Source organism: Streptomyces sp. NPDC054975 (assembly GCF_053609105.1).
This window is the reverse complement of sequence record NZ_JBSGWV010000036.1, coordinates 1-24,401: the sequence shown is the minus strand read 5'-3', so window position 1 is coordinate 24,401 and position 24,401 is coordinate 1. Positions and strand designations below refer to the sequence as shown.

Below are 24,401 nucleotides of genomic sequence, written 5' to 3'. Positions count from 1 at the left end.
GACTACCGGTCTCCGAAGATCGTGCGGTGCCAGTCCTTCGCGGCGACCGCGGTGTTTTCGTACATCACATGCTTGACCTGCGTGTACTCCTCGAAGGAATACGACGACATGTCCTTTCCGAACCCGGAGGCCTTGTAGCCGCCGTGCGGCATCTCGCTGATGATCGGAATGTGGTCGTTGACCCAGACGCATCCCGCCTTGATCTCGCGGGTGGCGCGGCCGGCGCGGAACACGTCGCGGGTCCAGGCGGAGGCGGCCAGGCCGTACGGGGTGTCGTTGGCGAGGCGCAGCCCGTCGTCGTCGCCGTCGAAGGGCAGGGCCACGAGGACCGGTCCGAAGATCTCCGACTGCACGACCTCGCTGTCCTGCGCGGCGCCGGTGATGAGGGTCGGACGGTAGTACGCGCCGTCCTTCAGCTCCCCGCCGGGCGCCTCGCCGCCGGTGACGACGGTGGCGTAGCCGCGGGCGCGCTCGACGAAACCGGCGACGCGGTCGCGCTGGGCGTGGCTGATGAGCGGGCCGAGGTCGGTGGAGGGGTCGAACGGGTCGCCGAGGCGGACGGTCTCCATGAGTTCGGCGACGCGGGCCACGAAGGCGTCGAAGAGCGGGCGTTGGACGTACGCGCGGGTGGCGGCGGTGCAGTCCTGGCCGCTGTTGATGAGGGAGGCGGCGACGGCGCCGTGGGCGGCGGCCTCCAGGTCGGCGTCGTCGAAGACGACGAAGGGGGCCTTGCCGCCGAGTTCGAGGTGGAGCCGCTTCACGGTGGAGGTGGCGATCTCGGCGACCCGCTTGCCGACGGGGGTGGAGCCGGTGAAGGAGGTCATGGCGACGCCGGGGTGGCCGACGAGGTGCTCGCCCGCGACACGGCCGGCGCCGGTCACGATGTTGACGACACCGTCGGGGATTCCGGCGTCGGTGGCGGCCTGGGCGAACATGAGGGAGGTGAGCGGGGTCAGTTCGGCGGGCTTCAGGACGATCGTGTTGCCGGCGGCGATGGCCGGGAGGATCTTCCAGGCGGCCATCTGGAGCGGGTAGTTCCAGGGCGCGATGGAGCCGACGACACCGATCGGCTCGCGGCGGACGTACGAGGTGTGGTCGCCGCTGTACTCGCCGGCGGACTGGCCCTGGAGGTGGCGGGCGGCGCCGGCGAAGAAGGCCGTGTTGTCGACCGTGCCGGGGACGTCGAACTCGGTGGACAGCTTGATGGGCTTGCCGCACTGGAGGGACTCGACGCGGGCGAAGTCCTCGGCCCGCTCGGCGAGGACGCCCGCGAAGCGGTGCAGGGCGTCGGCGCGCTCGCCCGGCGTCGCGCCCGCCCAGCCGGGGAAGGCCTCGGTGGCGGCGGCGACGGCGTCGTCGACGTCGGTGGTGGACGCGAGGGTGTAGGTGAGGACGCTCTCGCCCGTGGCCGGATCGACGACGCTGTGCTCGTCCCCTGAGGTTCCGGGCCGCAGTCGCCCGCCGATGTACTGTGCGCCGGCCGCGAAGCGGTCCGTCACCTGGAAGCGGTTGCCCATGACGCTCTCCGTTGTTCCAGCTCGAATTGAGTGCCGATCCTGACAGAGGGATATCGGTCCAACAAGTGATTCCGTTGTTGCCTTTTGGTTACGCGACGGAATCGGTCGACCATGTGTCGAGGACCCTGGGAAATCTCCATACGGATTGTCCGTCGCTCCTGCCAGACTGGCATGCATGGGGGAGATCGAGGCATTGACGCAGCAGGTCAGACGGGGTGAGAGGGTCAGGTTCCTGCCCTTCTGGGGGCACCGTCCGAGCCCGGACGGCCGGCTTTCGGCGAGCTGCCTGAGCCAGTGGTGGCCGTCACCGTTCGAGGTCGACGGCGTGCGCTACGCGACGGCGGAGCACTGGATGATGGCGGCCAAGGCCCGGCTCTTCGACGACCCGGAGGCGGAGCGCGCCGCGCTGTCGTCCCGGTCGCCCGCGGAGGCCAAGAAGGCGGGGCGGCTGGTCCGGGGCTTCGACGAGACGGTGTGGGAGCGGGAGCGCTTCGGGATCGTCGTCGAGGGCAGCGTCCACAAGTTCGCCTCGGACGAGGCGCTCCGGGCGTTCCTGCTCGGCACCCAGGGACGCGTCCTGGTGGAGGCGAGCCCGCTGGACCGCGTCTGGGGCATCGGCCTCGCCGCCGACGACCCGCGCGCCACGGACCCGACCCGCTGGCGCGGCCTGAACCTCCTGGGCTTCGCCCTGATGGAGGCGCGGGAGAGGTTGCGCGCGGTTGAGGGAGGGACCTGACGGCCCGCGGACGCCGACGGGGCGCTGTTCCGGGCCCGGGAAGGCCCGCACCTCTGGTCACCAGCTGTACGGACGGTGCGGGTGGGAACACCGGCACGGCCGAAGGCCGGGCGCGCCCCCACCCGGCCGAGCCCGGCATGATCCAAACGAGAGGCCCTAGCCGCGCTCGACCACCAGGCTCGTGGCGAACGGGTCGTCGTCGTTCTGGAACTCCTCGTCCTGCACGATCGCCCAGATGATGAAGGCCAGGAAGACCGCGCTGACGAGCGTGCCGATCGCGCCGAGCACGATGCCCGCCGTCGCCATCCCGCCGTTGTTCGCCTCGCCCCGGGTGACCTTCTTGCGGCCGATGATGCCGAAGATCAGCGCCAGGACGCCCAGGACGACACCGAGCCCGTACATGCAGAAACCGGCCACCGCGATGATGCCGAGCACCATCGCCGCCGTGCCCATGCCGTTCGACGGGGGCTGCTGCCAGCCGGGCTGGCCGTAGCCGACGCCCGCGCCCGTCCCGTACCCCGGGTAGCCGGGGTAGCCGTACGCCGGGGGCGTGGGTGTCGTGACCGGCGGCGGGGTCGGGTAGCCGTACGATCCGGTCGCCGGGCCACCGGGAGCGACCGGCGGCGGCGGTACCTCGCCCGTCGGCATCGCGGTCATCGTCGGCTGGTCGTGGACCGGCGGACGATCCTGCGGTGCGGGCGTCGTCGGCTTGCTCAGTTCCACCCCGTCGCGGTTCGGCGGAGCCCACGGGTCCGCCGGGTCGTACCCGCCCCGCGGCTGGTCGCTGTTCTCAGACATGGGCCTCCCCCATCGTGATCCCGCCATGCTACGACCTCGCCCCGTCACCGGTCCCGCCCGGCCTACGATGATCCGATGACCGATCTGCACTCCTTCATCGCGGGGCTCCCCAAGGCCGAGCTGCACGTCCACCACGTCGGCTCCGCCTCCCCGAGGATCGTCGCCGAGCTGGCCGCGCGGCACCCGGACTCCAAGGTCCCCACCGACCCGGAGGCGCTCGCCGCGTACTTCACCTTCACCGACTTCGCCCACTTCATCGAGGTCTACCTCTCGGTCGTGGACCTCGTCCGTACCCCGGAGGACGTCCGGCTGCTGACGTTCGAGATCGCCCGTGACATGGCCCGCCAGAACATCCGGTACGCCGAGCTGACCATCACCCCCTACAGCTCGACCCGCCGCGGCATCGACGAGCACGCCTTCATGGCCGCGATCGAGGACGCCCGCAAGGCCGCCGAGAACGAGCTCGGCGTCGTGCTGCGCTGGTGCTTCGACATCCCCGGCGAGGCCGGTCTCGAGGCCGCCGAGGAGACCGCCCGGCTCGCGGTCGACCTGCGCCCGGAGGGCCTGGTGGCGTTCGGGCTCGGCGGCCCGGAGATCGGTGTGCCGCGCCCTCAGTTCAAGCCGTACTTCGACCGGGCCGTCGAGGCCGGCCTGCACTCCGTCCCGCACGCGGGCGAGACGACCGGCCCGGAGACGATCTGGGACGCGCTGAAGGACCTGCGCGCCGAGCGCATCGGCCACGGCACCAGCGCCGTGCAGGACCCGGAGCTGCTGGCGTACCTGGCGGAGCACCGGATCGCCCTGGAGGTCTGCCCGACGTCCAACATCGCCACCCGCGCGGTCGTCGACCTGGACGAGCACCCCCTCAAGGAGATGGTGGCGGCCGGTGTCCTGGTGACGATCAACAGCGACGACCCGCCGATGTTCGGCACCGACCTCAACACCGAGTACGCGGTCGCCGCCCGGCTCCTCGAGCTCGACGAGCGCGGCCTGGCGGCCCTGGCCAAGAACGCGGTCGAGGCGTCCTTCCTCGACGTGGCCGGCAAGGCGCGCATCGCCGCCGAGATCGACGCCTACACGGAGAAGTGGCTGGCGGGGCGGTAGCCGCGACAATGGCCCCATGGACCACGTCACTCTCGTAGGCCACCGCGGCGACCCGTACCGCGTCCGGGAGAACACCATCCCCTCGATCGTCTCGGCGATCGAGGGCGGTGCGGACGCCGTCGAGGTCGACGTACGGCTCACCAAGGACGGCGTCCCCGTCCTTCTCCACGACGACACGCTCAAACGGCTCTGGGGGCACGACCTGCCCCTCTCCGCGCTCCCCCTCGCGCAGGTGAAGGAGCTGACGCACGGCGGCGTCCCCACCCTGCGCGAGGCGCTGATCGCGGCGGGGCCGTACCGGCTGATGCTCGATCTGCCCGGCGGGAACGAGGCCTCGGTCCGCACGGTCGTCGGGACCGTCCGCGAGTGCGGCGCCGCCGAGCGGGTCTACTACTGCGCGGGCGGGGTGGCCATGCTCCAGGTGCGGGCCGCCGACCCGTCCGCCGAGATCGCGCTGACCTGGAACTCGCTCGCCCCGCCCCGGGCCGTCCTCCTCGACGCGGTACGGCCGCGCTGGCTCAACTACCGGTTCGGCGTGGTGAGTCGGGAGCTGGTGGAGCGCGTGCACCGGGACGGATACCTCGTCTCGACCTGGACGGCGGACACCCGGCGCACCATGCGTAAGCTCCTGTCGCACGGGGTGGACGCGATCACCACCAACCGCGTGGACACGCTCGCCGCCGTACTGCGAAGGGGTACTCCGAGGTGACCGGCATCGACAGGATCCGTACCGACGTCGCGCACAACGCCCGCGTGTGGAACTACTGGCTGGGCGGCAAGGACAACTATCCGGTGGACCGGGTGGTCGGCGACCAGGTCACCGGTTTCTACCCGAGCATCGGTGAGGTCGCCCGCGCGGACCGGGCGTTCCTCGGCCGGGTGGTGACGCATCTGGCGCAGGAGGCCGGGGTGCGCCAGTTCCTGGACATCGGTACGGGCCTGCCGACCGCCGACAACACCCACGAGGTCGCCCAGCGCGTCGCCCCGGAGTCCCGGATCGTCTACGTCGACAACGACCCGATCGTGCTGACCCACGCCCGCGCGCTGCTGACCAGCGCCCCGGAGGGGGTGACCGAGTACGTCGACGCGGACGCGCGGGACCCGAAGCGGATCCTGGAGGCGGCGGGCCGCACGCTCGACCTGTCACGGCCCGTCGCGGTGATGATGCTCGGCATCCTCAACTTCGTCCTCGACACCGACGAGGCCAGGGACGTCGTCGGCACGCTGATGGACGCGATGCCCTCCGGCTCGTACCTCGCGCTGACCCACCCGACGCTGGAGCCGGAGCTCGGCGGCGAGGGGAACGTGGCGGCGATGGCGTTCTGGAACGAGAACGCGACCCCGCCGATCACGGCCCGCACGCGCGCGGAGTTCACCTCCTTCTTCGAGGGGCTCGACCTGCTGGAGCCGGGGATCGTGTCGTGCGCGAGCTGGCGGTTCGCCCCGGCCGGCGAGGTGGCGCAGTTCGGCGCGGTGGGCCGGAAGCCGTAGTGGGCACAAGGGGGGCCTCGCGCGGGGTTGTACGGGGATGGGGTGAGTGGGGGCGGCGGTTCGGGGCGTCGCATCCCCTCGCCGTGGACGTCGGGATCGCCCTGCTCGTGCAGGCGGCGATGACGATGCCGTTCGTCGTGCCGCGCTCCCCCGAGCTGCCGCCCGCGACCTGGGCGGCGTACGGCCTGACGACGCTCACCGTGCTGCCTCTCGTCTGGCGGCGCCGCGCACCGCTGGCCGTCCTCCTCGCGATCTTGGCGACCAGCACCCTCTACGAGCTGGCGGTCGACGGTCCCGGCCAGCCCCTGCCGTACACCGGGCTCGTCATCGTCCACACGATCGCCGCGCTCGCACCACCCTGGCAGCGGCTCACGACCGGGACTCTGATCGTGGTCGCGGTGCCGGTCTCGGTGTGGCTCAACACCCGCTCGGTACGCGAACTGACCTTCTCCCTCTTCGTGTTCGCGGCGGCGTACGTCTTCGGCCGGCTGACCGACGCCCGTCAGCGGGCGCACCGCGTCGAGGCGGAGCAGGCGGCTGCGCGTGAACGGGCCCGGATCGCACGGGAGATGCACGACGTCCTCTCCCATGCGGTGAGCCTGATGGTCGTGCAGGCGAAGGCCGGTCCGGTGGCGGTACGGGCGGCTCCGGAGCGGGCCGAGGCCGCGTTCGACGCGATCTCGGCGACGGGCCGGGACGCGATGGAGCAGCTGCGCCGGATGCTGGGGGTGCTCCGCGACGGTACGGAGGGCGCCGCGCCCCGGGAGCCGCAGCCGGACCTCGGCGGGTTGCCGGCTCTGGTGGAGCGGGTGCGGGCGAGCGGCCTCGACGTCACGTACCGGACGGCGGGCGGGGTGCGGGCCCTGCCTGCGGCCGTCGGGGCGACGGTCCACCGGATCGTCCAGGAGGCGCTGACGAACGTGGTGAAGCACGCGGCGGCGCGGACGGCGTCCGTACGGCTGGCGTACGAGGACGGTGTGCTGGAGATCGTGGTGAGCGACGACGGGCGGGGAGCGCGGCAGGGCGGGCGGCAGGGCGGCGAGGGCCACGGGCTCGTCGGGATCCGCGAGCGGGCCGCCGCGCACGGCGGGACGGCGGTGACGGGCCCCGGTCCGGGCGGCCGGGGCTTCGAGGTACGGGTGGAACTCCCCGTACCCTCCACGGCGGAGGTGGCGCGGTGACGATCCGGGTGGTGGTGGCCGACGACCAGGAGCTGGTCCGGAGCGGTTTCTCGATGATCCTCGACGTCCAGCCGGACATCGAGGTGGTCGCCGAGGCCGGTGACGGGGCGGAGGCGGTGGAGGCGGTGCGCCGCCACTCCCCCGAGGTGGCGCTGCTCGACATCCGGATGCCGAGGATGGACGGCATCGAGGCGTGCCGGGCGATCAGCGCGGAGAGCGCGTGCCGGAGCGTGATGCTGACGACCTTCGACTCCGACGCGTACGTCTACGAGGCGCTGCACGCGGGAGCGAGCGGTTTCCTCCTGAAGGACGTGCGCCGGGACGATCTGGTGCACGCGGTACGGGTGGTGGCGCGGGGCGACTCGCTGCTGGCGCCGTCCGTGGCGCGACGCCTCGTCGAGGAGTACACCCGCCCGTCGCGCCGCGAGCCGCCCCGGCAGGATCCGCGACTGGACGCGCTGACGGCCCGCGAGCGGGAGACGCTGCTGCTGCTCGCGCGGGGCATGTCGAACGCGGAGATCGCGGCGGAGCTGGTCGTCAGCGACCACACGGTGAAGACGCACGTGGGGAACGTGCTGGCGAAGCTGGGGCTGCGGGACCGGATCCAGGCGGTCATCTGCGCGTACGAGAGCGGGCTGGTCACGGCGGGGTCTCCCCCGCTCGGGGGATGAGCGGGGCGGCGGAAGATCCCCCGCACCGGCGATCCGCCGATCGTCGCAGGTCAAGAGGATGTGTGTCGTAGCAGAACGACGGCTCACACCACGGAGTTGACCATGAACACACGCACCCGCGCACTGATCGCCTCGGCCCTCGTCCTGGGTGTCGCGGCCGGCCCGGCGGTCCTGCCCGCGACCGCCGCGGCCCCGGCGGCCACCGCCGTCCACACGTCCGACGCGGCGTTCGAGGCGGCGATCGCCGACCTCCGCTCGAAGGACACGACGGCCGCGCTGGTTCGGGTCGGGGGCGGCGAAGGCACCTGGCGGGGCAGCGCGGGCGTGCACGACCTGAAGTCGATGCGCCCGGCGGATCCGAACGGCCGCTTCCGCGCGGGTTCGGTGACCAAGGTCTTCACGGCGGCGGTCGCCCTCCAGCTGGCGGGCGAGGGCCGGCTCGACCTGGACCGCCCGGCCCGTTCGTACCTGCCCGAGCTGATCCCGGCCCGCCACGGGACGGTGACGGTGCGTCAGTTGCTGAACCACACGCACGGGATTCCGGCGGCGGACTTCCCCGGTTCGACGGTCGAGGAGTGGTACGCGAACCGCTTCGAGGTCCACGACCCGCGCGCGATGGTCCGCTCGGCGACGGCGAAGGAGCCGGAGTTCACCCCCGGCACGCGGCAGCACTACCTCAACATCGGCTACACGATCGCCGGTCTGCTGATCGAGCGCGTCACGGGTGACTCGTACGAGCACCAGGTCGAGGCGCGCGTCCTGCGTCCGCTCGGGCTGCGCGGCACCTACCTTCCCGGGTCCGACCCTCGGATCAAGGGCCCGCACAACCACGGCTACCAGTCGATGCGGCTCGCGGACGGCACGAGCGGGCTGCGCGACGTGACGGTGTGGGGTGTCACGGACGGCTGGGCGGCGGGCGACATCATCTCGACGACGGCCGATCTGGAGCGCTTCACTCAGGCGCTGTTCCAGGGGCGGGTGGTGCGCGGGCCGCTCCTGGAGGAGATGTTCACGCTGCCGAAGGTGCCGGACTTCAAGACCGGCGACCCGGGCGCGTACTCCGTGGGGCTCTCGATGAAGGAGCTCGGCGGACGGGAGGTGTGGGGGAAGACGGGCGGCCGCTGGGGCTACAACGCGGCGATCGCCTCGACCCGGAACGGCTCGCGCACGCTCGTATACAGCGTCAACTCCGCGGACGCGAAGGGCCAGGACATGAACCGCGTCGCCCTGGCCCTGATGGTGGCGGCCTACGGGGCGCCGACGGCCTGAGGCACCGGCGCCGTCCCGTCCCGCTGCACCGCTTCCAGGCGCTTGATCATCCGCCGTACGAGGAGCAGCGGGACGATGCCGAAGACCCCGAAGGACATGTCGATGACCGACCACCAGAAGGGGATGTCCCGGATCGGGCCGCAGATCAGGGCGAGGGGGATGATGCCGACGCAGGCGATCATCCCGAACTCGATCACCCAGATGTTGCGGACGGGGTCGCGGTACGGCCCGTAGAAGGCGACGGCGATGACGAGGTGCGCGAAGGCGAGCCAGTCGGTGCCGTACAGCAGGAACGGGTACTGGGCGTCGGCCACGTCGAGGCCGTCGCCGACCCGGGCGATCCACTCCGCGAGGCCGGGGAGGAGGTCCGCGACCGGCGAGGCCCACGAGGTCAAGGCGTCCTCGACGAAGCGGATTTCGGTGACGAGCGGGAAGGCGGTCAGCCCGCTCAGCACCAGGCAGACGATGAAGAGGACCAGCCATGCGCGGATACGCCGAAGAAGGGCCTGCGGCCCGGTCGCCGAGTTCATGACAGCACCCTACGCCCTTCATGAACGCGTTCAAAAACAGGGTCGACGAGCGCTCCCGCACCTCAGAGTCCGACGATCGAGTTCCACCTCTTCGCGAACTCCGTCCGCTCCTCCGAGGTGATGTCCCGGGCGATCGCGAGCCGTCCCCGCATCGCGTCGTCGGGGAAGATCAGCGGGTCCTCGGCGAGGGCGGCCAGCTCCTCGTCGTCGGAGTCGGCGAGGACGTCACGGGCGGCCGGCACCGGGCAGACGTAGTTGACCCAGGCGGCCAGCTCGGCGGCGACCTCGGGCTCGTAGTAGTAGTCGATCAGCTTCTCGGCGTTGGTCTTGTGCTGCGCGAGGTTGGGGATCATCAGCGACTCGGCCCACAGCTCGGCGCCCTCCTCGGGGACGACGAACTCGATGTCCGGGTTGTCGGCCTGGAGCTGGATGACGTCACCCGAGTACGCCTGGCAGGCCAGCACGTCGCCGGTCGACAGGTCCTTGATGTAGTCGTTGCCGGTGAAGCGGCGGATGTGCCGGTCCCGCACGAGCCCCTCGACCTGCTCGCACACCGCGTGGAAGTCGTCGCCCGTCCACCGCGTCACGTCGACCCCGTTGCCCTGCATGAGCAGCGCGAAGGACTCGTCGAGCCCGGAGAGCAGGGTGACCTTCCCGCGCAGGTCGTCGCCCCACAGGTCCTTGACGGACCGGATCTCCCGGCCGAGCTTCTTGCGGTTGTACGCGATGCCCGTGATCCCGGACTGCCAGGGGACGGTGTGCAGCCGGCCCTCGTCGAAGGCGGGCGAGCGCAGTTGGGGGTCCAGGTACCGGGCGATGTTCGGCTGCGCGGCCCGGTTCATCTGCTGCACCCAGCCGAGCCGGACGAACCGGGCGGCCATCCAGTCGCTCATGACGACGAGGTCCCGGCCGGTCTCCTGGTGGTTCATCAGCGCCGGGCTGATCTTGCCGAAGAACTCGTCGTTGTCGTTGATCTCCTCCGTGTACCGGACCGATATCCCGGAGCGTGCGGAGAAGGCGTCCAGCGTGGGCCGCTTCGAGGTGTCGGCGTCATCGGTGTCGATGTAGAGCGGCCAGTTGGCGAAGTCGAGCGTACGGTCACGCGCCGAGAGGTCCCGGCCGGCCCGCCGCCCCGGCTCGACATAGGCGGCCGGCACTCCGCACCCGGCGAGCAGGGCGGCGGCCCCGACGCCCCCCATGCCGCGCAGCACGGACCGGCGGGACATGGACTTCCTCGCTGTCGCTCTCATCCGAGCAGCATCGCGGGCGGGCCACGACGGGACAATGGACGGTCCGTCGACGGAACGACCGCGGCCCCGACACCCTGTCGATCATGGGTGCCGGGGCCGCTGGTCGTGGGGTATCAGCCCAGGGACGTCATCACGTGCTTGATGCGCGTGTAGTCCTCGAAGCCGTACGCCGAGAGGTCCTTGCCGTAGCCGGACTTCTTGTAGCCGCCGTGCGGCATCTCGGCCACCAGCGGGATGTGGGTGTTGATCCACACGCAGCCGAAGTCGAGCGCCTTGGACATGCGCATCGCGCGGCCGTGGTCCTTCGTCCAGACCGAGGAGGCGAGCGCGAACTCGACGCCGTTGGCGTACTCCAGGGCCTGCTGCTCGTCACGGAACGACTGGACCGTGATGACCGGGCCGAAGACCTCGTTCTGGATGATCTCGTCGTCCTGCTTGAGGCCGGAGACGACGGTCGGGGCGTAGAAGTAGCCCTTGTCGCCGACCTGGTGGCCACCCGCCTCGACCTTGGCGTGGGCCGGGAGGCGGTCGATGAAGCCGGAGACCTGCTTCAGCTGGTTGGCGTTGTTCAGCGGGCCGAACAGCACGTCCTCGTCGTCCGGCTGGCCGGTCTTCGTGTCGGCGGCGGCCTTGGCCAGCTGCGTCACGAACTCGTCGTGGATGGACTCGTGCACGAGGACACGGGTCGCGGCGGTGCAGTCCTGGCCGGCGTTGAAGAAGCCCGCCACGGAGATGTCCTCGACGGCCTTGGCGATGTCGGAGTCCTCGAAGACCACGACCGGGGCCTTGCCGCCCAGCTCCAGGTGGACGCGCTTGACGTCCTTGGCCGCCGACTCGGCGACCTGCATGCCCGCGCGGACCGAACCGGTGATGGAGGCCATCGCCGGCGTCGGGTGCTCGACCATGGCGCGGCCGGTCTCGCGGTCGCCGCAGATCACGTTGAAGACGCCCTTGGGCACGATGGAGCCGATGATCTCCGCCATCAGGACGGTCGACGCGGGGGTCGTGTCCGAGGGCTTGAGGACGACCGTGTTGCCCGCGGCGAGCGCCGGGGCGAACTTCCACACGGCCATCATCATCGGGTAGTTCCACGGCGCGACCTGGGCACAGACGCCCACGGGCTCGCGGCGGACGATCGAGGTCATGCCCTCCATGTACTCGCCGGCCGAGCGGCCCTCGAGCAGCCGGGCGGCACCCGCGAAGAAGCGGATCTGGTCCACCATCGGCGGAATCTCTTCGCTCGCGGTGAGGGCGACCGGCTTGCCGGTGTTCTCGACCTCGGCGGCGATCAGGTCCTCGGCGCGCTCCTCGAAGGCGTCCGCGATCTTCAGCAGGACCTTCTGGCGCTCGGCCGGCGTGGTGTCACGCCAGGCCGGGAAGGCGGCCGCGGCCGCCTCCATGGCGGCGTCGACGTCCGCCTGCCCGGAGAGCGGAGACGTGGCGAAGACCTCGCCCGTGGCCGGGTTGACCACATCGATGGTCCGTCCGTCGGCGGCGTCCCGGAACTCCCCGTTGATGTAGTTACGCAGCCGGCGCAGCTCGGTGGTCACTTTGCCACCCCTCCTGTCACGTTCTTGGTCGCACGTCGTCGTGCGGCGTCCCGTTTGCTGAGACACCCCAGCCTAATCGCTTCCCTGACGCTTTCGACAGGTCCAGCATCCGCCAACTTCGGATTCAGTGAGATCTGGGACCTGAAACAACGAATTTCATCACTCTGGGGTTGCGAGACAGACGAGTCTCGGTGCACAGTGAGTGTGTGGCCAGTCAAAGCACGAACTCCAGAACCGGTTCCGGTTCGTCCCCGACGATCGATGCCGTCTCCCTGGCGATCATCGAACAGCTCCAGGAGGACGGCCGCCGTCCGTATGCCGCCATCGGCAAGGCCGTGGGCCTGTCCGAGGCAGCCGTACGGCAGCGCGTCCAGAAGCTGCTCGACCAGGGCGTCATGCAGATCGTCGCCGTCACGGACCCGCTCACCGTGGGCCTCCGGCGACAGGCGATGGTCGGGATCAACGTCGAGGGTGACCTCGATCCGGTGGCGGACGCCCTGACTGCCATGTCGGAATGTGAGTACGTGGTGATGACCGCGGGCTCGTTCGACCTGATGGTGGAGGTCGTCTGTGAGGATGACGACCACCTGCTGGATGTGATCAACAAGCGCATCCGCACCCTCCCCGGCGTGCGCTCCACCGAGAGCTTCGTCTACCTCAAGCTCAAGAAGCAGACCTATATGTGGGGAACTCGATAATCGTGACCCAGGACCTGTCCAAGACCGCGTACGACCACCTGTGGATGCACTTCACCCGCATGTCGTCGTACGAGAACTCACCCGTCCCCACCATCGTGCGTGGTGAGGGCACCTACATCTTCGACGACAAGGGCAAGCGCTACCTCGACGGTCTCGCGGGTCTCTTCGTGGTCAACGCGGGGCACGGCCGCAAGGAGCTGGCCGAGGTCGCGTACAAGCAGGCCCAGGAGCTCGCGTTCTTCCCCGTGTGGTCGTACGCGCACCCCAAGGCCGTCGAGCTCGCCGAGCGCCTGGCCGACTACGCCCCGGGCGACCTGAACAAGGTGTTCTTCACCACCGGTGGCGGCGAGGCCGTCGAGACCGCGTGGAAGCTCGCCAAGCAGTACTTCAAGCTGCAGGGCAAGCACACCAAGTACAAGGTCATCTCGCGTGCGGTCGCCTACCACGGCACCCCGCAGGGCGCCCTGTCCATCACCGGCCTGCCGGCCCTGAAGGCCCCCTTCGAGCCGCTGGTCCCCGGCGCGCACAAGGTGCCGAACACCAACATCTACCGCGCCCCGATCCACGGCGACGACCCCGAGGCCTTCGGCCGCTGGGCCGCCGACCAGATCGAGCAGCAGATCCTCTTCGAGGGCCCCGAGACCGTCGCGGCCGTCTTCCTGGAGCCGGTGCAGAACGCCGGTGGCTGCTTCCCGCCGCCGCCCGGGTACTTCCAGCGGGTCCGTGAGATCTGCGACCAGTACGACGTGCTGCTCGTCTCCGACGAGACGATCTGCGCCTTCGGCCGCCTCGGCACGATGTTCGCCTGTGACAAGTTCGGCTACGTGCCGGACATGATCACCTGCGCCAAGGGCATGACCTCGGGCTACTCCCCGATCGGTGCCTGCATCGTCTCGGACCGCATCGCCGAGCCGTTCTACAAGGGTGACAACACCTTCCTGCACGGCTACACCTTCGGTGGCCACCCGGTGTCGTCGGCGGTCGCCATCGCCAACCTCGACATCTTCGACAAGGAAGGCCTGAACCAGCACGTGCTGGACCAGGAGGGCAACTTCTTCAACACCCTGAAGAAGCTGCACGACCTGCCGATCGTCGGCGACGTCCGCGGCAACGGCTTCTTCTACGGCATCGAGCTCGTCAAGGACAAGGTCACCAAGGAGTCCTTCACGGACGAGGAGACCGAGCGCGTGCTCTACGGCTTCCTCTCCAAGGCGCTCTTCGACAACGGCCTGTACTGCCGTGCCGACGACCGTGGCGACCCGGTCATCCAGCTGGCCCCGCCGCTGATCGCCGACCAGGGCACCTTCGACGAGATCGAAGGCATCCTGCGCTCGGTGCTCACCGAGGCGTGGACCAAGCTCTGACCGTCCCTGCCCTTCCAGGCACAGGACCTCACGCCGCCCTCACGGCGTGACCCCGGCCCGGGTGTGCGGCCATCCGAGTGGATGGCGGCCGCCCGGGCCGTGTGCTGTCCGTACAAGCGGATCTGAATCCTTACGGTGCGATCTGAATCCTTACGGCGCCCAGTGACCGACAGGCCCGTCCCTTCGTTCCCTCGGACGGGGGAACGCAAGAATCGGATCCGACATCGAGGTGTACGCGATGGCCCCACCGGACAACGACGTGCTCTGGGCGCGTTCCCTGCACTGCACCCTGGAGGGCTCGGACGTCCTCACCGGCGTCTCCATGGGGGTGCGCGAGGGCGAGATCCTCGCCCTGGTCGGCCCGCGCGGCAGCGGCAAGACCACGCTGATGCGCTGCCTGTCGGGCCAGACGCTCGCCCAGCAGGGCGAGGTCTGGTTCAACAGCAACCCCGTGCACACCATGAGCCCGGCACAGCGCGAACGGCTGCGCCGTGACCGGTTCAGCTGGATCGACCCCGAGCCCGGCCTCGTACCGGAGCTGACCGCCTGGGAGAACACGGCCCTGCCGCTCCTGCTGCGCGGGGTCTCGCACCGGGCCGCGAAGGCCTCCGCCGTGGAGTGGCTGGAGCGCCTCGACATCGGGGCGTGCTCCCGCAAGCGCCCCCACGCGCTGAACCAGTCGCAGCGGCAGCGGATCGCCATCGCCCGGGCCCTGGTCACCACCCCGTCCGTGCTCTTCGCCGACGAACCGACCGCCTCCCTGCACCGCGCCGACGGCGCGCAGGTCATGCGTACGCTCACGGCCGCCGCACGCTCGCACCGGATCACCGTGCTCCTGGCCACCCACGACACGGAGGTGGCCGCCTTCGCCGACAGCTCGGTGGCCCTGCTCGACGGGCGCCGGGTGGGCGCCGCGGCGCCGACCACAGGGGCGGAGGGCGTCGCCGCGTGCTCGCTCTCCGTCTAGTCCGCGGGGCCCACCCCCTCGTCCTGCTGCGGCGCCTCCTGGTCGCCGCGGCGGCCGCGGGGGTCGGCTTTCTGCTGCTGTGCACGCTGGGGTACGCCGTGGGCCACCCGGAACAGTCGGCCGCCGCGACCGCGCGGCTGCTGTGGTGCCTGATCCCGCTGGCCGCCACGGTGCAGTTCGCGGTGGCGGTGGCCCGGACGGATCCCAGCACCCGGCCGCGCCCCGGGCTCTCGGCCATCGGCCTCGGCCCGGCACGGCTCACGGCCATCGCCGCGGCCTCGACGGCCGTCTCCTGCACCCTCGGCTCGATGGTCGCGCTGCTGTTCTACCTGCACCTGCGCGGCGACATCACCGGCATGCCGTTCGACGGAGCGGCGGCCGAACTGCTCGCGGCGGGCCGGCCTATCCCGCTCGCGGCCGCGCTCACCCTCCTGGCGGTACTCCCTGTGGCCGCCTCCACGGCGGCCGCCCTTGCCCTGCGCCCGCGGAAGACGCAGGCGCCGCCTGAGGGCGTGGAGAAGTCACCCCCCTCGGGGCTCCCCTGGGGCGTGGCGTTGCTCGCGGTCGGCCTGGCGGTCGAGACGTACGCGGGCCAGGGCGGCACGGACGGCGGGCTGCCGCTCCCGGGCCGCTTCGACACCAGTCCTGCGGGGGTCCTCGCGGGCTGGATCCTCACCGCGATCGGCCTCGCGATGGCAGGCCCCGGCCTCACCCACTGGTGCGGCCGCCTCCTCCAGGCGGTCCGCCCGGGCGCGACCCGGCTCCTGGCCGGCCGCGTCCTGATGGACGAGTCCCGCCGCATCGGGCGCCCGCTGGGCGTGGTGGCGGCGGTCGCCTCGGGCGCGGTCGCGGTGATCACGCTGTACGACTCCCGGACGGGCGACTTCGGCCCGCTGACCGGTCTGGGCGCGGCCCTGGTGATCGCCTGCACGACGGCGACGCTGCTGACGGCGGCCCTGGAGTCCAAACAGTGCCGCGCCCACACGACGGAAGCGCTGGTCCGCATCGGCGCCCCGCCCACGGTCCTGCGCACAGCGTCCCTGATGCGCGCCGGCGCCCTGCTGGCGGTCTTCCTCCCCCTGACGTGGCTGGTGGGAACCCTGGCAGCGGTCCCGTTGAACGGCTGAGGGCGGCACGCATCGCCCTGGTCGACTCCGTCGACGGGGCCCCCGAGGCTCTGCGGGCCTGGGCCTCCAGGGCTGGTCGAACACGATCCGTTGCCCCGGGAGGCAACTTCGACGCCCGATCACACGTCTGGCAGTCCGTCCCCCCATCCTTCCGGAACGGAGCCTCCCGGTGCTCATAGGACTGCTGACCGCCGTCGCCGCCTCGATCTGCTACGGCACGGGCTCCGTCCTCCAGGCCGTCGGCTCGCGCAAGTCCGCCCGGCGCGAGGCGGCCGCGGCCGGACAGGTCACGGGCCACGGCGGGCCGAGTCTGTCGTCGACCGCGAAGGCCGCGATGACCTGGGAATTCGTCGTCGGCACGACTCTCGACTTCATCGGCTTCGGCCTCGGCGCGCTCGCCGCGCGGCTGCTGCCGCTGTTCCTGTCCCAGACCGTGATCAGCGCGAATCTGGTCATCACCGCGGTGCTGAGCGTCAGGCTGCTCGGGATCCGGCTGAGTCGCGCGGAGTGGACCTCGATCGGCGTGGTCTGCTCCGCCCTGGTGCTGCTGGCGAGCGCGGCGGGCCCGGAGGGCAGCGGGCACACTCCGCTCACCACCCACTGGTGGCTGCTCGCGATCTCCCTGCTCCTGATGGTCGGCGGCACGGTGGTCGTACGGCTTCTGGGCGCGCGGGCCGCGATCCTGGCCGGTCTGCTCTCGGGGCTCGGTTTCGGCGCGCTCGGCGTGGGCGTACGGATCCTGAACGGCATCGACCCCTTCGACCTCGGGACGCTCCTCACCGACCCCGCGCTGTACGCGATCCTCGTCGCCGGGATCGGCGGCATGTACCTGCACACGGTCGCGCTGCAGATCGGCTCGGTGAACGGGGCGACGGCGGCGCTCGTGGTCGGCGAGACCGTGCTCCCCGGGATGATCGGGGTGTGGTGGCTGGGCGACGCCTCCCGCCCGGGCTTGGCGTGGCTGGCCGTCCTCGGCTTCGTCCTCGCGGTCATGGGCGCGGTCGCGGTGGCCTGGTTCGGCGCGCCCGAGGCCCACTCGGCCCCACCGGAGGGGGAAGCCGCACGGGACGTCGACGCGGAAACCACCCGGGAGGCCGAAGCCGCCTCACCCGCCCTCCGCTAGTTCCCCGCGAGGACCACGACCTCGTCCGCCGCGAAGGCCACCCCGACCTTCGCGCCCTCCTCCGGGGCGTCGCCGAGGGCGCACTCCGCCTCCAGGGGCGGGCCCTCGGCCGGGTGGAGGAGGACGGTGACGTGCGTGCCGCGGAATGTGCGGGCGTCGACCGTGCAGGTCAGGCCGTCCGCCGGGGCCACGAGCCGTACGCCACCGGGGCGTACGAGGACCTCGCGCGCACCCTGGGGGGAGCCGGCGGGCACCGGGATCCTGCCCCACGCGGTGTCGGCGGCCGTGCCGCTCACGGTCCCCGCCACCACGTTGTCGAAGCCGAGGAAGCGGGCCACGAACGCGCAGGCCGGGCGCTGCCAGACCTCCAACGGCGTCCCGGACTGGGCGATCCGTCCGTCCCGCATCACGACGACGCGGTCGGCGAGCGCGAAGGCCTCGCCCTGGTCGTGGGTGACGGCGAGCACGGTCGTGCCCAACTGCCGGAAGAGCGCGCGCAGTTCGACCACGAGCCGCTCCCGCAGCCTGCGGTCGAGCTGCCCGAGCGGCTCGTCCAGCATCAGCAGCCGGGGGCGGGGCGCGAGGGCACGGGCGAGCGCCACCCGCTGCTGCTCGCCACCGGAGAGCGAGGCGACGGCCCGCCGCCCGGCCCCCGGCAGCCCGACGAGCTCCAGCAACTCCCGGACGCGCCCGTCCCGTTCGGCCTTGGTCACACCGTTCATCCGCAGCCCGAAGGCGACGTTGCCGCGCACGTCCCGCTGCGGGAAGAGTTGGTGGTCCTGGAACATCAGGCCGACCTCGCGCCGGTGCACCGGCACCCCGGCCTGGTCCGTCCCGTCGAGCCGGACCCGTCCGCCGTCGAGCGCCTGGAGTCCGGCCACGGCCCGCAGCATGGTGGACTTGCCGCTGCCGCTCGGGCCGAGCACGCAGACGATCTCGTGGTCGGCCACCTCCAGGTCCACGGAGTCGAGCACGGCCCGTTCCCCGAACCGTACGGTCGCGTCCTCGATGTGCAGCATCAGAACTCCCCCGAGGTGGTCCGGTCGGTGCGGAGCCGTTCGAGGAGCAGCAGGGACACCGCGCACACCACCATCAGAATCGTCGAAAGGGCCATGGCCTGGCCGTAGTTGAGCTCGCCGGGCCGGCCGAGCAGTCGGGCGACGGCGACCGGCAGGGTCGGGTTGTCGGGCCGGGCGATGAAGACCGTCGCACCGAACTCGCCGAGGGAGACGGCGAAGGCGAATCCGGCCGCGATGAGCACCGCCCTCCGTACCAGCGGCAGGTCGACCTCGCGCCAGGCCCGCAGCGGCGAGGCGCCGAGCACGGCCGCCGCCTCGCGCAGCCGCTCGTCGACCGCCCGCAGGACGGGCAGCATGGTGCGGACGACGAAGGGCACGCCGACCAGCGCCTGCGCGAGGGGGACGAGGATCCAGCTGGCCCGCAGGTCGAGCGGCGGCTCGTCCAGGGTGATCAGGAAGCCGAAGCCGACCGTCACCGCCGACACCCCGAGCGGCAGCATCAGCAGCGCGTCGAACCCGCGCACGAGCCGCCCGGCCCTCCTGGTGAGGGCGGCCGCGGCGAGTCCGCCGATGAGCAGGGCGAGCGCGGTGGCGACGACGGCGTACCGCAGGGAGTTGCCGATGGTGTCGACCATCGGGACGAGGAAGGTGCCGGAGGGGTCGACGGACTGGAGGGCCCGGTAGTAGTCGAGCCCGTACCCGTCGGAGGTGGCGAAGGACCGCTCGACGAGCACGGCGAGCGGCAGCACGAGCAGCAGCACGATCGAGACGAGGACTCCCCCGAAGAGCGCCCACTGCCCCACCCCCCGGGGCCGCCGCGCGGTCTGCTCGGGCGGGACGAGCTTCAGGGCCGTCTCCCGCCGTCGTACCGTCCGGGCGTGCACGGCGAGGACGGTGCCGACGGCGACGAACTGGACGATGGTGAGGACGGCGGCCGTCGTCAGGTCGAAGCGGTCGACCGTCTGCCGGTAGATCTCCGTCTCCAGCGTGGAGTACGCCGGTCCGCCGAGGATCTGGACGACGGCGAAGGAACCGGCGGTGAAGAGGAAGACCATCAGCGCGGCCGCGGCGACGGCGGGGGCGAGCGCCGGCAGCGTCACCGTCCGCCAGGCCCTGAACCGGGAGGCGCCGAGGACGCGGGCGGCTTCCTCCTGGCGGGGGTCGAGCTGCGCCCACAGACCGCCGACGGTGCGGACGACGACGGCGTAGTTGAAGAAGACGTGGGCGAGGAGGATCGCCCAGACGGTGGTGTCCAGACGGATGTCCCAGAGCTCGTCCAGGAGCCCGCCGCGCCCGACGAGCGCGAGGAAGGCGGAGCCGACCATGACGGTCGGCATCACGAAGGGCACCGTGACGACGGCGCGCAGCAGCCCCTTGCCGGGGAAGTCGAAGCGCGCGAAGACGTACGCGCCGGGCAGCGCGACGAGCAGCGTCAGCGCGGTGGAGGCGAGCGCCTGCCACAGGGTGAACCAGAGGACGTCGAGGATCTCCGGCCGGCCCAGCGTCTCGCCGAACCGGCCGAACTCCCACGCCCCGTCGACGCGCAGCCCGCGCTCGACGATCGAGGCGACGGGCCAGGCGAAGAAGAGCGCGAAGAAGGCGACGGGCACGACCATCAGGCCGAGCCGCGCCGCGCTTCCCCGGCGGTCGGCGACCGCGACGGCGCCGCGGTCGGGCCGTTCCGGAACTACTTCAGGACGGTCGAGGACCACGACTGGATCCACTGGTCACGCTTCTCGGCGATCTTCTCGGGCGCCATGGTCTGCGGCTTGTCGATCACCACGCCGTGCTTGACGAACAGCTCGGGGAGCTGGGCGCCCTTGGTCACCGGGTTGACGAACATCTGCAGCGGCATGTCCTCCTGGAACTTCTTGGAGATCAGGAAGTCGATCAGCGCCTTGCCGCCCTCGGGGTTCTTCGCCCCGTTCAGCAGGCCGGCGAACTCGATCTGCCGGAAGCAGGTGCCCGTGGAGACCCCGGTGGGGGCGTCCTTCGGCTGGGGCTCGGCGTAGAGGACCTCGACCGGCGGGCTGGAGGCGTAGCTGACGACCAGCGGACGGTCGCCCTTGGCCTGCTTGCCGCCGGCGGAGCCGGAGAACTCCTGGTTGTAGGCGAGCTCCCAGCTGTCGACGGTCTTCACGCCGTTGGCCTTGAGCTTCTTCCAGTAGTCCTGCCACCCGTCGTCGCCGTACTGCGCGGCGGTGCCGAGGAGGAAGCCGAGGCCCGGGGAGGACTTCTCGGGGTTCTCGACCACGAGCAGGTTCTTGTACTCCGGCTTGGCCAGGTCGTCGAAGGTCTGCGGGGGCGCGAGCTTCTTGTCGGCGAAGTACTTCTTGTCGTAGTTGACGCAGATGTCGCCGGTGTCGATGGGGGTGACCCGGTGCTCCTTGTCGAGCTTCGCCTCGGACGCCACGGCGTCCAGCCCCTTCGCCTCGTAGGGGACGAAGATCCCGTTGTCGAGCGCGCGGGAGAGCAGGGTGTTGTCGACGCCGAAGAAGACGTCGCCCTGCGGGGAGCCCTTGGTCAGGATCTCCTTGTTGACGGCGACACCGGCGTCGCCGCTCTTCAGCACCTTGACCGTGAAGCCGGTCTTCTGCGTGAACTCCGCCAGGACTTCCTTGGAGGCGTTGAAGGAGTCGTGGCTGACGAGGGTCACGGTCTTGTCCGTGCGTGCCTCGCCGGGCTTGTCCTCGGACCCGCCGCAGGCGGCGAGCGTCGTGACGCCCAGCGCCGCCGCGATCGCCGCAGCGGCCATCTTCTTGGTGCTCACTGAAATTTCCTCCTGGGTGTGACCAGGAAGAGACGCGGCCCTGCCCTACGGAACGCGGGCAGGGCGCAACAGCTCGAGTTACGACCGAACTTCCTACCCAGAATGACCTGGGCGAGGTTCAGAGGGTCTGCGGTCCGGTGACCGCACTCTCAGCGCTGTGGCGCTCCCCTGTCGGAATATGGAGATGTGTTCGAGCACAGACTACAAGGTCAGCGCTCCGAGGCCGCCAGCTGTCCACAGGCGCCGTCGATCTCCTGACCGCGGGTGTCACGGACGGTCACCGGAACGCCGTGGGCGGCGATGGCCTCGACGAAGGCCTTCTCGTCCTCGGGCCGGGACGCGGTCCACTTCGAGCCGGGCGTCGGGTTCAGCGGGATCAGGTTCACGTGCACCCGCTTCCCCTTGAGCAGTCGCCCGAGCAGGTCGCCCCGCCACGCCTGGTCGTTGATGTCGCGGATCAGGGCGTACTCGATGGAGATCCGGCGGCCGGACTTCTCGGCGTACTCCCACGCGGCGTCGAGGACCTCGCGGACCTTCCAGCGCGTGTTGACGGGCACGAGGGTGTCGCGCAGCTCGTCGTCGGGCGCGTGCAGCGAGACGGCGAGCCGGCACTTGAAGCCCTCGTCGGCGAAGCGCAGCATCGCGGGCACGAGGCCGACGGTGGAGACGGTGATCCCGCGCTGCGAGAGCCCGAGGCCGTCCGGCTCGGGGTCGGTGAGGCGGCGGATGGCACCGACGACCCGCTTGTAGTTCGCGAGCGGCTCACCCATGCCCATGAAGACGATGTTGCTGAGCCGCGCCGGTCCGCCGGGCACCTCGCCGTCACGCAGGGCGCGCATCCCGTCGACGATCTGGTGCACGATCTCGGCGGTCGACAGGTTCCGGTCGAGCCCGGCCTGCCCCGTGGCACAGAACGGGCAGTTCATCCCGCAGCCGGCCTGCGAGGAGATGCACATGGTGACCCGGTCCGGGTACCGCATCAGCACGGACTCGACGAGCGTGCCGTCGTGCAGCTTCCACAGGGTCTTACGGGTGGTGTCGTCGTCGCACGAGATGTGCCGGACCACCGACATCAGGTCGGGCAGCAGCTCGCCCTGCAGCTTCTCGCGGGAGCCGGCGGGGATGTCGGTCCACTCGGCGGGGTCATGGGCGTACCGCGCGAAGTAGTGCGTGGACAGCTGCTTGGCGCGGAACGGCTTCTCGCCGATCGCGGCGACGGCCTCCTTGCGCTCGGCGGGCGTGAGGTCGGCAAGGTGCCGCGGCGGCTTCTTGGCTCCGCGCGGGGCGACGAAAGTGAGTTCTCCGGGCTTGGGCATGGTCCTACCAGTGTCGCAGACGGAAGCCAGTGGCCCTGGTCCGTCGAGCTGTCGAGCGGTGACTGATGGTGGCCGTTGGTGACGCTTGGCGGCCCCCAGACGGCCCCGAGACGGCCCGGGGCGGTGCGTCTACGCAGACTCCAGAAGGCGCCTGCCATCGTGCACCCTCACATGAGGAGCCGCAGTAGCGTCCAGTGCATCGAGAATCCGCACGGCGTACACCTCTCCCATCCGCTCCTCAACTTCATCCGGAGTCAGCCACTCGACAGCAGTCGACTCCTCGGAGGGGCTCTCCTCACCACCAGTGGGGCGACACCGGAACACGAGGGCCACGATCCCGCGCGTCATGTTCTTGTACACGCCGGTCAGCCGCTCGACTTCCACGCGCATGCCCGTCTCTTCGAGCACTTCCCGCGCCGCGCCCTCCTCAGGCCGCTCATTCAGTTCGAGGACCCCGCCGGGGGGTTCCCACGTGCCGTTGTCCGCGCGCCGGATCGCGAGGATGCGGCCGTCGGCTCGCACCACCACGCCAGCCACTGACACCGAGTGAAGCGGCATTGACCCGCCCTCCAGTAGCGTTGCTTATGTACAGGAGCTTAGGAGGAACAGAAGGACATGGCATCCACCCCCTCACGGGACTCCGGAAAGCCTCGGTATCTCCAGATCGCAGACGATCTCGTCCAGCAGATCCAGCAGGCTGTACTGCAACCCGGTGAACAGGTGCCGAGCGAGTCGGAGCTCATGACGAGGTATTCCGCTTCGCAGGGCACCGTACGAAAGGCCATGGCCGAACTCCGGACCACGGGCCTGATCGACACCCTGCACGGCAAGGGCTCCTACGTGAAGCGCCGGCCACCGGTCCGCAGGAAGTCGTCCGACCGCTTCAGGCGTTCGCATCGCACGGCCGGGAAGGCCGCGTACCTGGCCGAGGCCGAGCAGGCCGGGAGCAAGCCGAGTGTGAGCGTCCTCTACGTCGGCCCCATCGACGCGCCCGCAGAAATCGCGGAGCGACTCTCGGTAGCAGCGGGCTCCAAGGTCCTCGCCCGCCGCCGTCTCTACTTCAGCGACGGCATCCCCACCGAAGAAGCCACCTCGTACCTGCCCTGGGACGTCGCCAAGGACATCCCACAGCTCTTCGAAGAGAACCCTGGAGGCGGGGGGATCTACGCCCGCCTGGAGGAGAACGGGCACACGCTCGCCGAGTTCTCGGAGACGGTGCGCGTCCGGCTCGCCACCAAGCAAGAAGTGGCGGCGCTCAGCCTCAGCCCCGGATCCCCCATCATCCATCTGACCCGGAACGCGGAATCTTCGGATGGCCGAGTAGTAGAGGTCTGCGACACCTTCATGGCCGCTGACCAGTTCGTTCTGGAGTACCGCATCCCTGCCGGTGACTGAATAACACTGTTCCCCAGGCCAACCCGCCCGCGAATCTCGCGCGGCGGGTTGACTCATGTATAGGAGTTGGGCACTCTCATACACGTCACTCCTGCACATGAGTACAGGAGTGCAGGAGCCGCCTTTGGTGGCGCCTAGTGACGCCCGGAGGGCTCCGCTTAGGCGGGCTGGCTCGATGGACGCGCCTGCTGGCTTGAGAACTGAACAGAGCACACAGAAACGACAGGCATCTGCGACAAGCCGCAGGCCCTGCCGCACGAGCAGCAAGCACCTTCTCCCAGGCCGCCCTTGCGGGGCGGACAAGTGATTCGTACGTGCGGTGAGACAAGGGCGAAGATCGCGAGCCCACGCGCCAACCAACTCCGCAGTCCTCGCGGCTGCGGCCGGTTGCCTCCTCCGCCCGTCCGGCCAGTGGTCGTACGGGCGGGGTTGAGGGGAGCCGGATGGTTCCAACGGCGAGAGGCCCCGGAGGTGCAACTCCGGGGCCTCGGTTCGGGCCGTTCCTGGATGAGAGGAACACACCCA

Annotated in this window: 23 protein-coding genes; 13 read left to right on the top strand and 10 right to left on the bottom strand. The window is 70.7% G+C overall.

The features are described 5' to 3' along the window. Positions 1 to 2 precede the first annotated feature (2 nt). On the bottom strand, positions 3 to 1,517 hold the full coding sequence (locus tag ACWF79_RS25800) for a gamma-aminobutyraldehyde dehydrogenase (protein WP_453730516.1): 1,515 nt from the start codon (positions 1,515 to 1,517) through the stop codon (positions 3 to 5). Between the two features lie 175 nt (positions 1,518 to 1,692). Here ACWF79_RS25800 and ACWF79_RS25795 point away from each other — a divergent pair, with 175 nt between their 5' ends. Further along, complete coding sequence (locus tag ACWF79_RS25795) at positions 1,693 to 2,253, top strand: NADAR family protein (protein ID WP_453730515.1); 561 nt, start codon at positions 1,693 to 1,695, stop codon at positions 2,251 to 2,253. A gap of 156 nt (positions 2,254 to 2,409) precedes the next feature. On the opposite strand, the gene ACWF79_RS25790 is transcribed toward ACWF79_RS25795, so the two are convergent. After that, complete coding sequence (locus ACWF79_RS25790; protein ID WP_453730514.1) at positions 2,410 to 3,051, bottom strand: DUF4190 domain-containing protein; 642 nt, start codon at positions 3,049 to 3,051, stop codon at positions 2,410 to 2,412. 75 nt (positions 3,052 to 3,126) lie between these two features. Between ACWF79_RS25790 and ACWF79_RS25785 the strand changes: the two genes are divergently transcribed. The 6 genes from ACWF79_RS25785 (at position 3,127) to ACWF79_RS25760 (ending at position 8,767) form a co-directional block, all read left to right on the top strand. Then, entirely contained in the window at positions 3,127 to 4,155 is a 1,029-nt protein-coding gene (locus tag ACWF79_RS25785; RefSeq protein ID WP_453730513.1) for an adenosine deaminase, read from the top strand. Positions 4,156 to 4,171: 16 nt separating this feature from the next. Continuing rightward, entirely contained in the window at positions 4,172 to 4,864 is a 693-nt protein-coding gene (locus ACWF79_RS25780; RefSeq protein ID WP_453730512.1) for a glycerophosphodiester phosphodiesterase, read from the top strand. After that, the gene (locus ACWF79_RS25775) at positions 4,861 to 5,646 is read left to right on the top strand and encodes an SAM-dependent methyltransferase (RefSeq protein ID WP_453730511.1); all 786 of its coding nucleotides are present in this window, start codon (positions 4,861 to 4,863) and stop codon (positions 5,644 to 5,646) included. The genes ACWF79_RS25780 and ACWF79_RS25775 overlap by 4 nt, the downstream gene beginning before the upstream one ends. Before the next feature lie 83 nt (positions 5,647 to 5,729). After that, entirely contained in the window at positions 5,730 to 6,827 is a 1,098-nt protein-coding gene (locus tag ACWF79_RS25770; RefSeq protein ID WP_453730510.1) for a sensor histidine kinase, read from the top strand. Continuing rightward, positions 6,824 to 7,498, top strand: a complete 675-nt coding sequence (locus ACWF79_RS25765; RefSeq protein ID WP_453730509.1) for a response regulator — start codon at positions 6,824 to 6,826, stop codon at positions 7,496 to 7,498. The genes ACWF79_RS25770 and ACWF79_RS25765 overlap by 4 nt, the downstream gene beginning before the upstream one ends. A 102-nt stretch (positions 7,499 to 7,600) precedes the next feature. Further along, positions 7,601 to 8,767, top strand: coding sequence for a serine hydrolase domain-containing protein (locus tag ACWF79_RS25760; RefSeq protein WP_453730508.1), 1,167 nt, complete (start codon positions 7,601 to 7,603; stop codon positions 8,765 to 8,767). Here ACWF79_RS25760 and ACWF79_RS25755 read toward each other — a convergent pair. The 3 genes from ACWF79_RS25755 to ACWF79_RS25745 form a co-directional block, all read right to left on the bottom strand. Further along, positions 8,746 to 9,297, bottom strand: a complete 552-nt coding sequence (locus ACWF79_RS25755; protein ID WP_453730507.1) for a hypothetical protein — start codon at positions 9,295 to 9,297, stop codon at positions 8,746 to 8,748. The genes ACWF79_RS25760 and ACWF79_RS25755 overlap by 22 nt on opposite strands. Positions 9,298 to 9,359: 62 nt before the next feature. Next, the gene (locus ACWF79_RS25750) at positions 9,360 to 10,523 is read right to left on the bottom strand and encodes an ABC transporter substrate-binding protein (RefSeq protein ID WP_453730506.1); all 1,164 of its coding nucleotides are present in this window, start codon (positions 10,521 to 10,523) and stop codon (positions 9,360 to 9,362) included. Between the two features lie 137 nt (positions 10,524 to 10,660). After that, complete coding sequence (locus ACWF79_RS25745; protein WP_453730505.1) at positions 10,661 to 12,097, bottom strand: gamma-aminobutyraldehyde dehydrogenase; 1,437 nt, start codon at positions 12,095 to 12,097, stop codon at positions 10,661 to 10,663. A 191-nt stretch (positions 12,098 to 12,288) separates the two neighbouring features. Here ACWF79_RS25745 and ACWF79_RS25740 point away from each other — a divergent pair, with 191 nt between their 5' ends. The 5 genes from ACWF79_RS25740 (at position 12,289) to ACWF79_RS25720 (ending at position 17,376) form a co-directional block, all read left to right on the top strand. Beyond that, positions 12,289 to 12,795, top strand: coding sequence for an Lrp/AsnC family transcriptional regulator (locus tag ACWF79_RS25740; protein ID WP_362415668.1), 507 nt, complete (start codon positions 12,289 to 12,291; stop codon positions 12,793 to 12,795). Next, positions 12,780 to 14,159: an aspartate aminotransferase family protein gene (locus ACWF79_RS25735; RefSeq protein WP_453730504.1), complete on the top strand. Its 1,380-nt coding sequence runs from the start codon at positions 12,780 to 12,782 to the stop codon at positions 14,157 to 14,159. Before ACWF79_RS25740 ends, ACWF79_RS25735 begins: the two co-directional genes overlap by 16 nt. Positions 14,160 to 14,397: 238 nt before the next feature. Continuing rightward, positions 14,398 to 15,126, top strand: a complete 729-nt coding sequence (locus ACWF79_RS25730; protein ID WP_453730503.1) for an ABC transporter ATP-binding protein — start codon at positions 14,398 to 14,400, stop codon at positions 15,124 to 15,126. Beyond that, the gene (locus ACWF79_RS25725) at positions 15,108 to 16,253 is read left to right on the top strand and encodes a hypothetical protein (RefSeq protein WP_453730502.1); all 1,146 of its coding nucleotides are present in this window, start codon (positions 15,108 to 15,110) and stop codon (positions 16,251 to 16,253) included. Before ACWF79_RS25730 ends, ACWF79_RS25725 begins: the two co-directional genes overlap by 19 nt. Before the next feature lie 169 nt (positions 16,254 to 16,422). Then, complete coding sequence (locus tag ACWF79_RS25720) at positions 16,423 to 17,376, top strand: hypothetical protein (RefSeq protein WP_453730501.1); 954 nt, start codon at positions 16,423 to 16,425, stop codon at positions 17,374 to 17,376. On the opposite strand, the gene ACWF79_RS25715 is transcribed toward ACWF79_RS25720, so the two are convergent. The 5 genes from ACWF79_RS25715 to ACWF79_RS25695 all read right to left on the bottom strand — a co-directional run bounded on the left by ACWF79_RS25715 (position 17,373) and on the right by ACWF79_RS25695 (position 23,039). Further along, positions 17,373 to 18,395, bottom strand: a complete 1,023-nt coding sequence (locus tag ACWF79_RS25715; RefSeq protein ID WP_453730500.1) for an ABC transporter ATP-binding protein — start codon at positions 18,393 to 18,395, stop codon at positions 17,373 to 17,375. The genes ACWF79_RS25720 and ACWF79_RS25715 overlap by 4 nt on opposite strands. After that, on the bottom strand, positions 18,395 to 20,011 hold the full coding sequence (locus ACWF79_RS25710; protein WP_453730552.1) for an ABC transporter permease: 1,617 nt from the start codon (positions 20,009 to 20,011) through the stop codon (positions 18,395 to 18,397). Before ACWF79_RS25710 ends, ACWF79_RS25715 begins: the two co-directional genes overlap by 1 nt. Positions 20,012 to 20,082: 71 nt before the next feature. Continuing rightward, positions 20,083 to 21,150, bottom strand: coding sequence for a thiamine ABC transporter substrate-binding protein (locus ACWF79_RS25705; protein ID WP_453730551.1), 1,068 nt, complete (start codon positions 21,148 to 21,150; stop codon positions 20,083 to 20,085). 224 nt (positions 21,151 to 21,374) lie between these two features. Next, positions 21,375 to 22,481: a 23S rRNA (adenine(2503)-C(2))-methyltransferase RlmN gene (rlmN, locus tag ACWF79_RS25700; RefSeq protein WP_362003367.1), complete on the bottom strand. Its 1,107-nt coding sequence runs from the start codon at positions 22,479 to 22,481 to the stop codon at positions 21,375 to 21,377. 129 nt (positions 22,482 to 22,610) lie between these two features. Further along, entirely contained in the window at positions 22,611 to 23,039 is a 429-nt protein-coding gene (locus tag ACWF79_RS25695) for an NUDIX hydrolase (RefSeq protein ID WP_453730499.1), read from the bottom strand. 57 nt (positions 23,040 to 23,096) lie between these two features. Here ACWF79_RS25695 and ACWF79_RS25690 point away from each other — a divergent pair, with 57 nt between their 5' ends. Continuing rightward, positions 23,097 to 23,876: a GntR family transcriptional regulator gene (locus ACWF79_RS25690; protein ID WP_453730498.1), complete on the top strand. Its 780-nt coding sequence runs from the start codon at positions 23,097 to 23,099 to the stop codon at positions 23,874 to 23,876. Positions 23,877 to 24,401: the final 525 nt, after the last annotated feature.

Excerpts from the sequence above, each read along its gene's own strand:
- ACWF79_RS25800 (WP_453730516.1), bottom strand. The coding sequence starts at position 1,517 with ATGGGCAACCGCTTCCAGGTGACGGACCGCTTCGCGGCCGGCGCACAG.
- ACWF79_RS25795 (WP_453730515.1), top strand. The coding sequence starts at position 1,693 with ATGGGGGAGATCGAGGCATTGACGCAGCAGGTCAGACGGGGTGAGAGG.
- ACWF79_RS25790 (WP_453730514.1), bottom strand. The coding sequence starts at position 3,051 with ATGTCTGAGAACAGCGACCAGCCGCGGGGCGGGTACGACCCGGCGGAC.
- ACWF79_RS25785 (WP_453730513.1), top strand. The coding sequence starts at position 3,127 with ATGACCGATCTGCACTCCTTCATCGCGGGGCTCCCCAAGGCCGAGCTG.
- ACWF79_RS25780 (WP_453730512.1), top strand. The coding sequence starts at position 4,172 with ATGGACCACGTCACTCTCGTAGGCCACCGCGGCGACCCGTACCGCGTC.
- ACWF79_RS25760 (WP_453730508.1), top strand. The coding sequence starts at position 7,601 with ATGAACACACGCACCCGCGCACTGATCGCCTCGGCCCTCGTCCTGGGT.
- ACWF79_RS25755 (WP_453730507.1), bottom strand. The coding sequence starts at position 9,297 with ATGAACTCGGCGACCGGGCCGCAGGCCCTTCTTCGGCGTATCCGCGCA.
- ACWF79_RS25750 (WP_453730506.1), bottom strand. The coding sequence starts at position 10,523 with ATGTCCCGCCGGTCCGTGCTGCGCGGCATGGGGGGCGTCGGGGCCGCC.
- ACWF79_RS25730 (WP_453730503.1), top strand. The coding sequence starts at position 14,398 with ATGGCCCCACCGGACAACGACGTGCTCTGGGCGCGTTCCCTGCACTGC.
- ACWF79_RS25715 (WP_453730500.1), bottom strand. The coding sequence starts at position 18,395 with ATGCTGCACATCGAGGACGCGACCGTACGGTTCGGGGAACGGGCCGTG.
- ACWF79_RS25710 (WP_453730552.1), bottom strand. The coding sequence starts at position 20,011 with ATGGTCGTGCCCGTCGCCTTCTTCGCGCTCTTCTTCGCCTGGCCCGTC.
- ACWF79_RS25705 (WP_453730551.1), bottom strand. The coding sequence starts at position 21,150 with ATGGCCGCTGCGGCGATCGCGGCGGCGCTGGGCGTCACGACGCTCGCC.
- rlmN (WP_362003367.1), bottom strand. The coding sequence starts at position 22,481 with ATGCCCAAGCCCGGAGAACTCACTTTCGTCGCCCCGCGCGGAGCCAAG.
- ACWF79_RS25695 (WP_453730499.1), bottom strand. The coding sequence starts at position 23,039 with ATGCCGCTTCACTCGGTGTCAGTGGCTGGCGTGGTGGTGCGAGCCGAC.
- ACWF79_RS25690 (WP_453730498.1), top strand. The coding sequence starts at position 23,097 with ATGGCATCCACCCCCTCACGGGACTCCGGAAAGCCTCGGTATCTCCAG.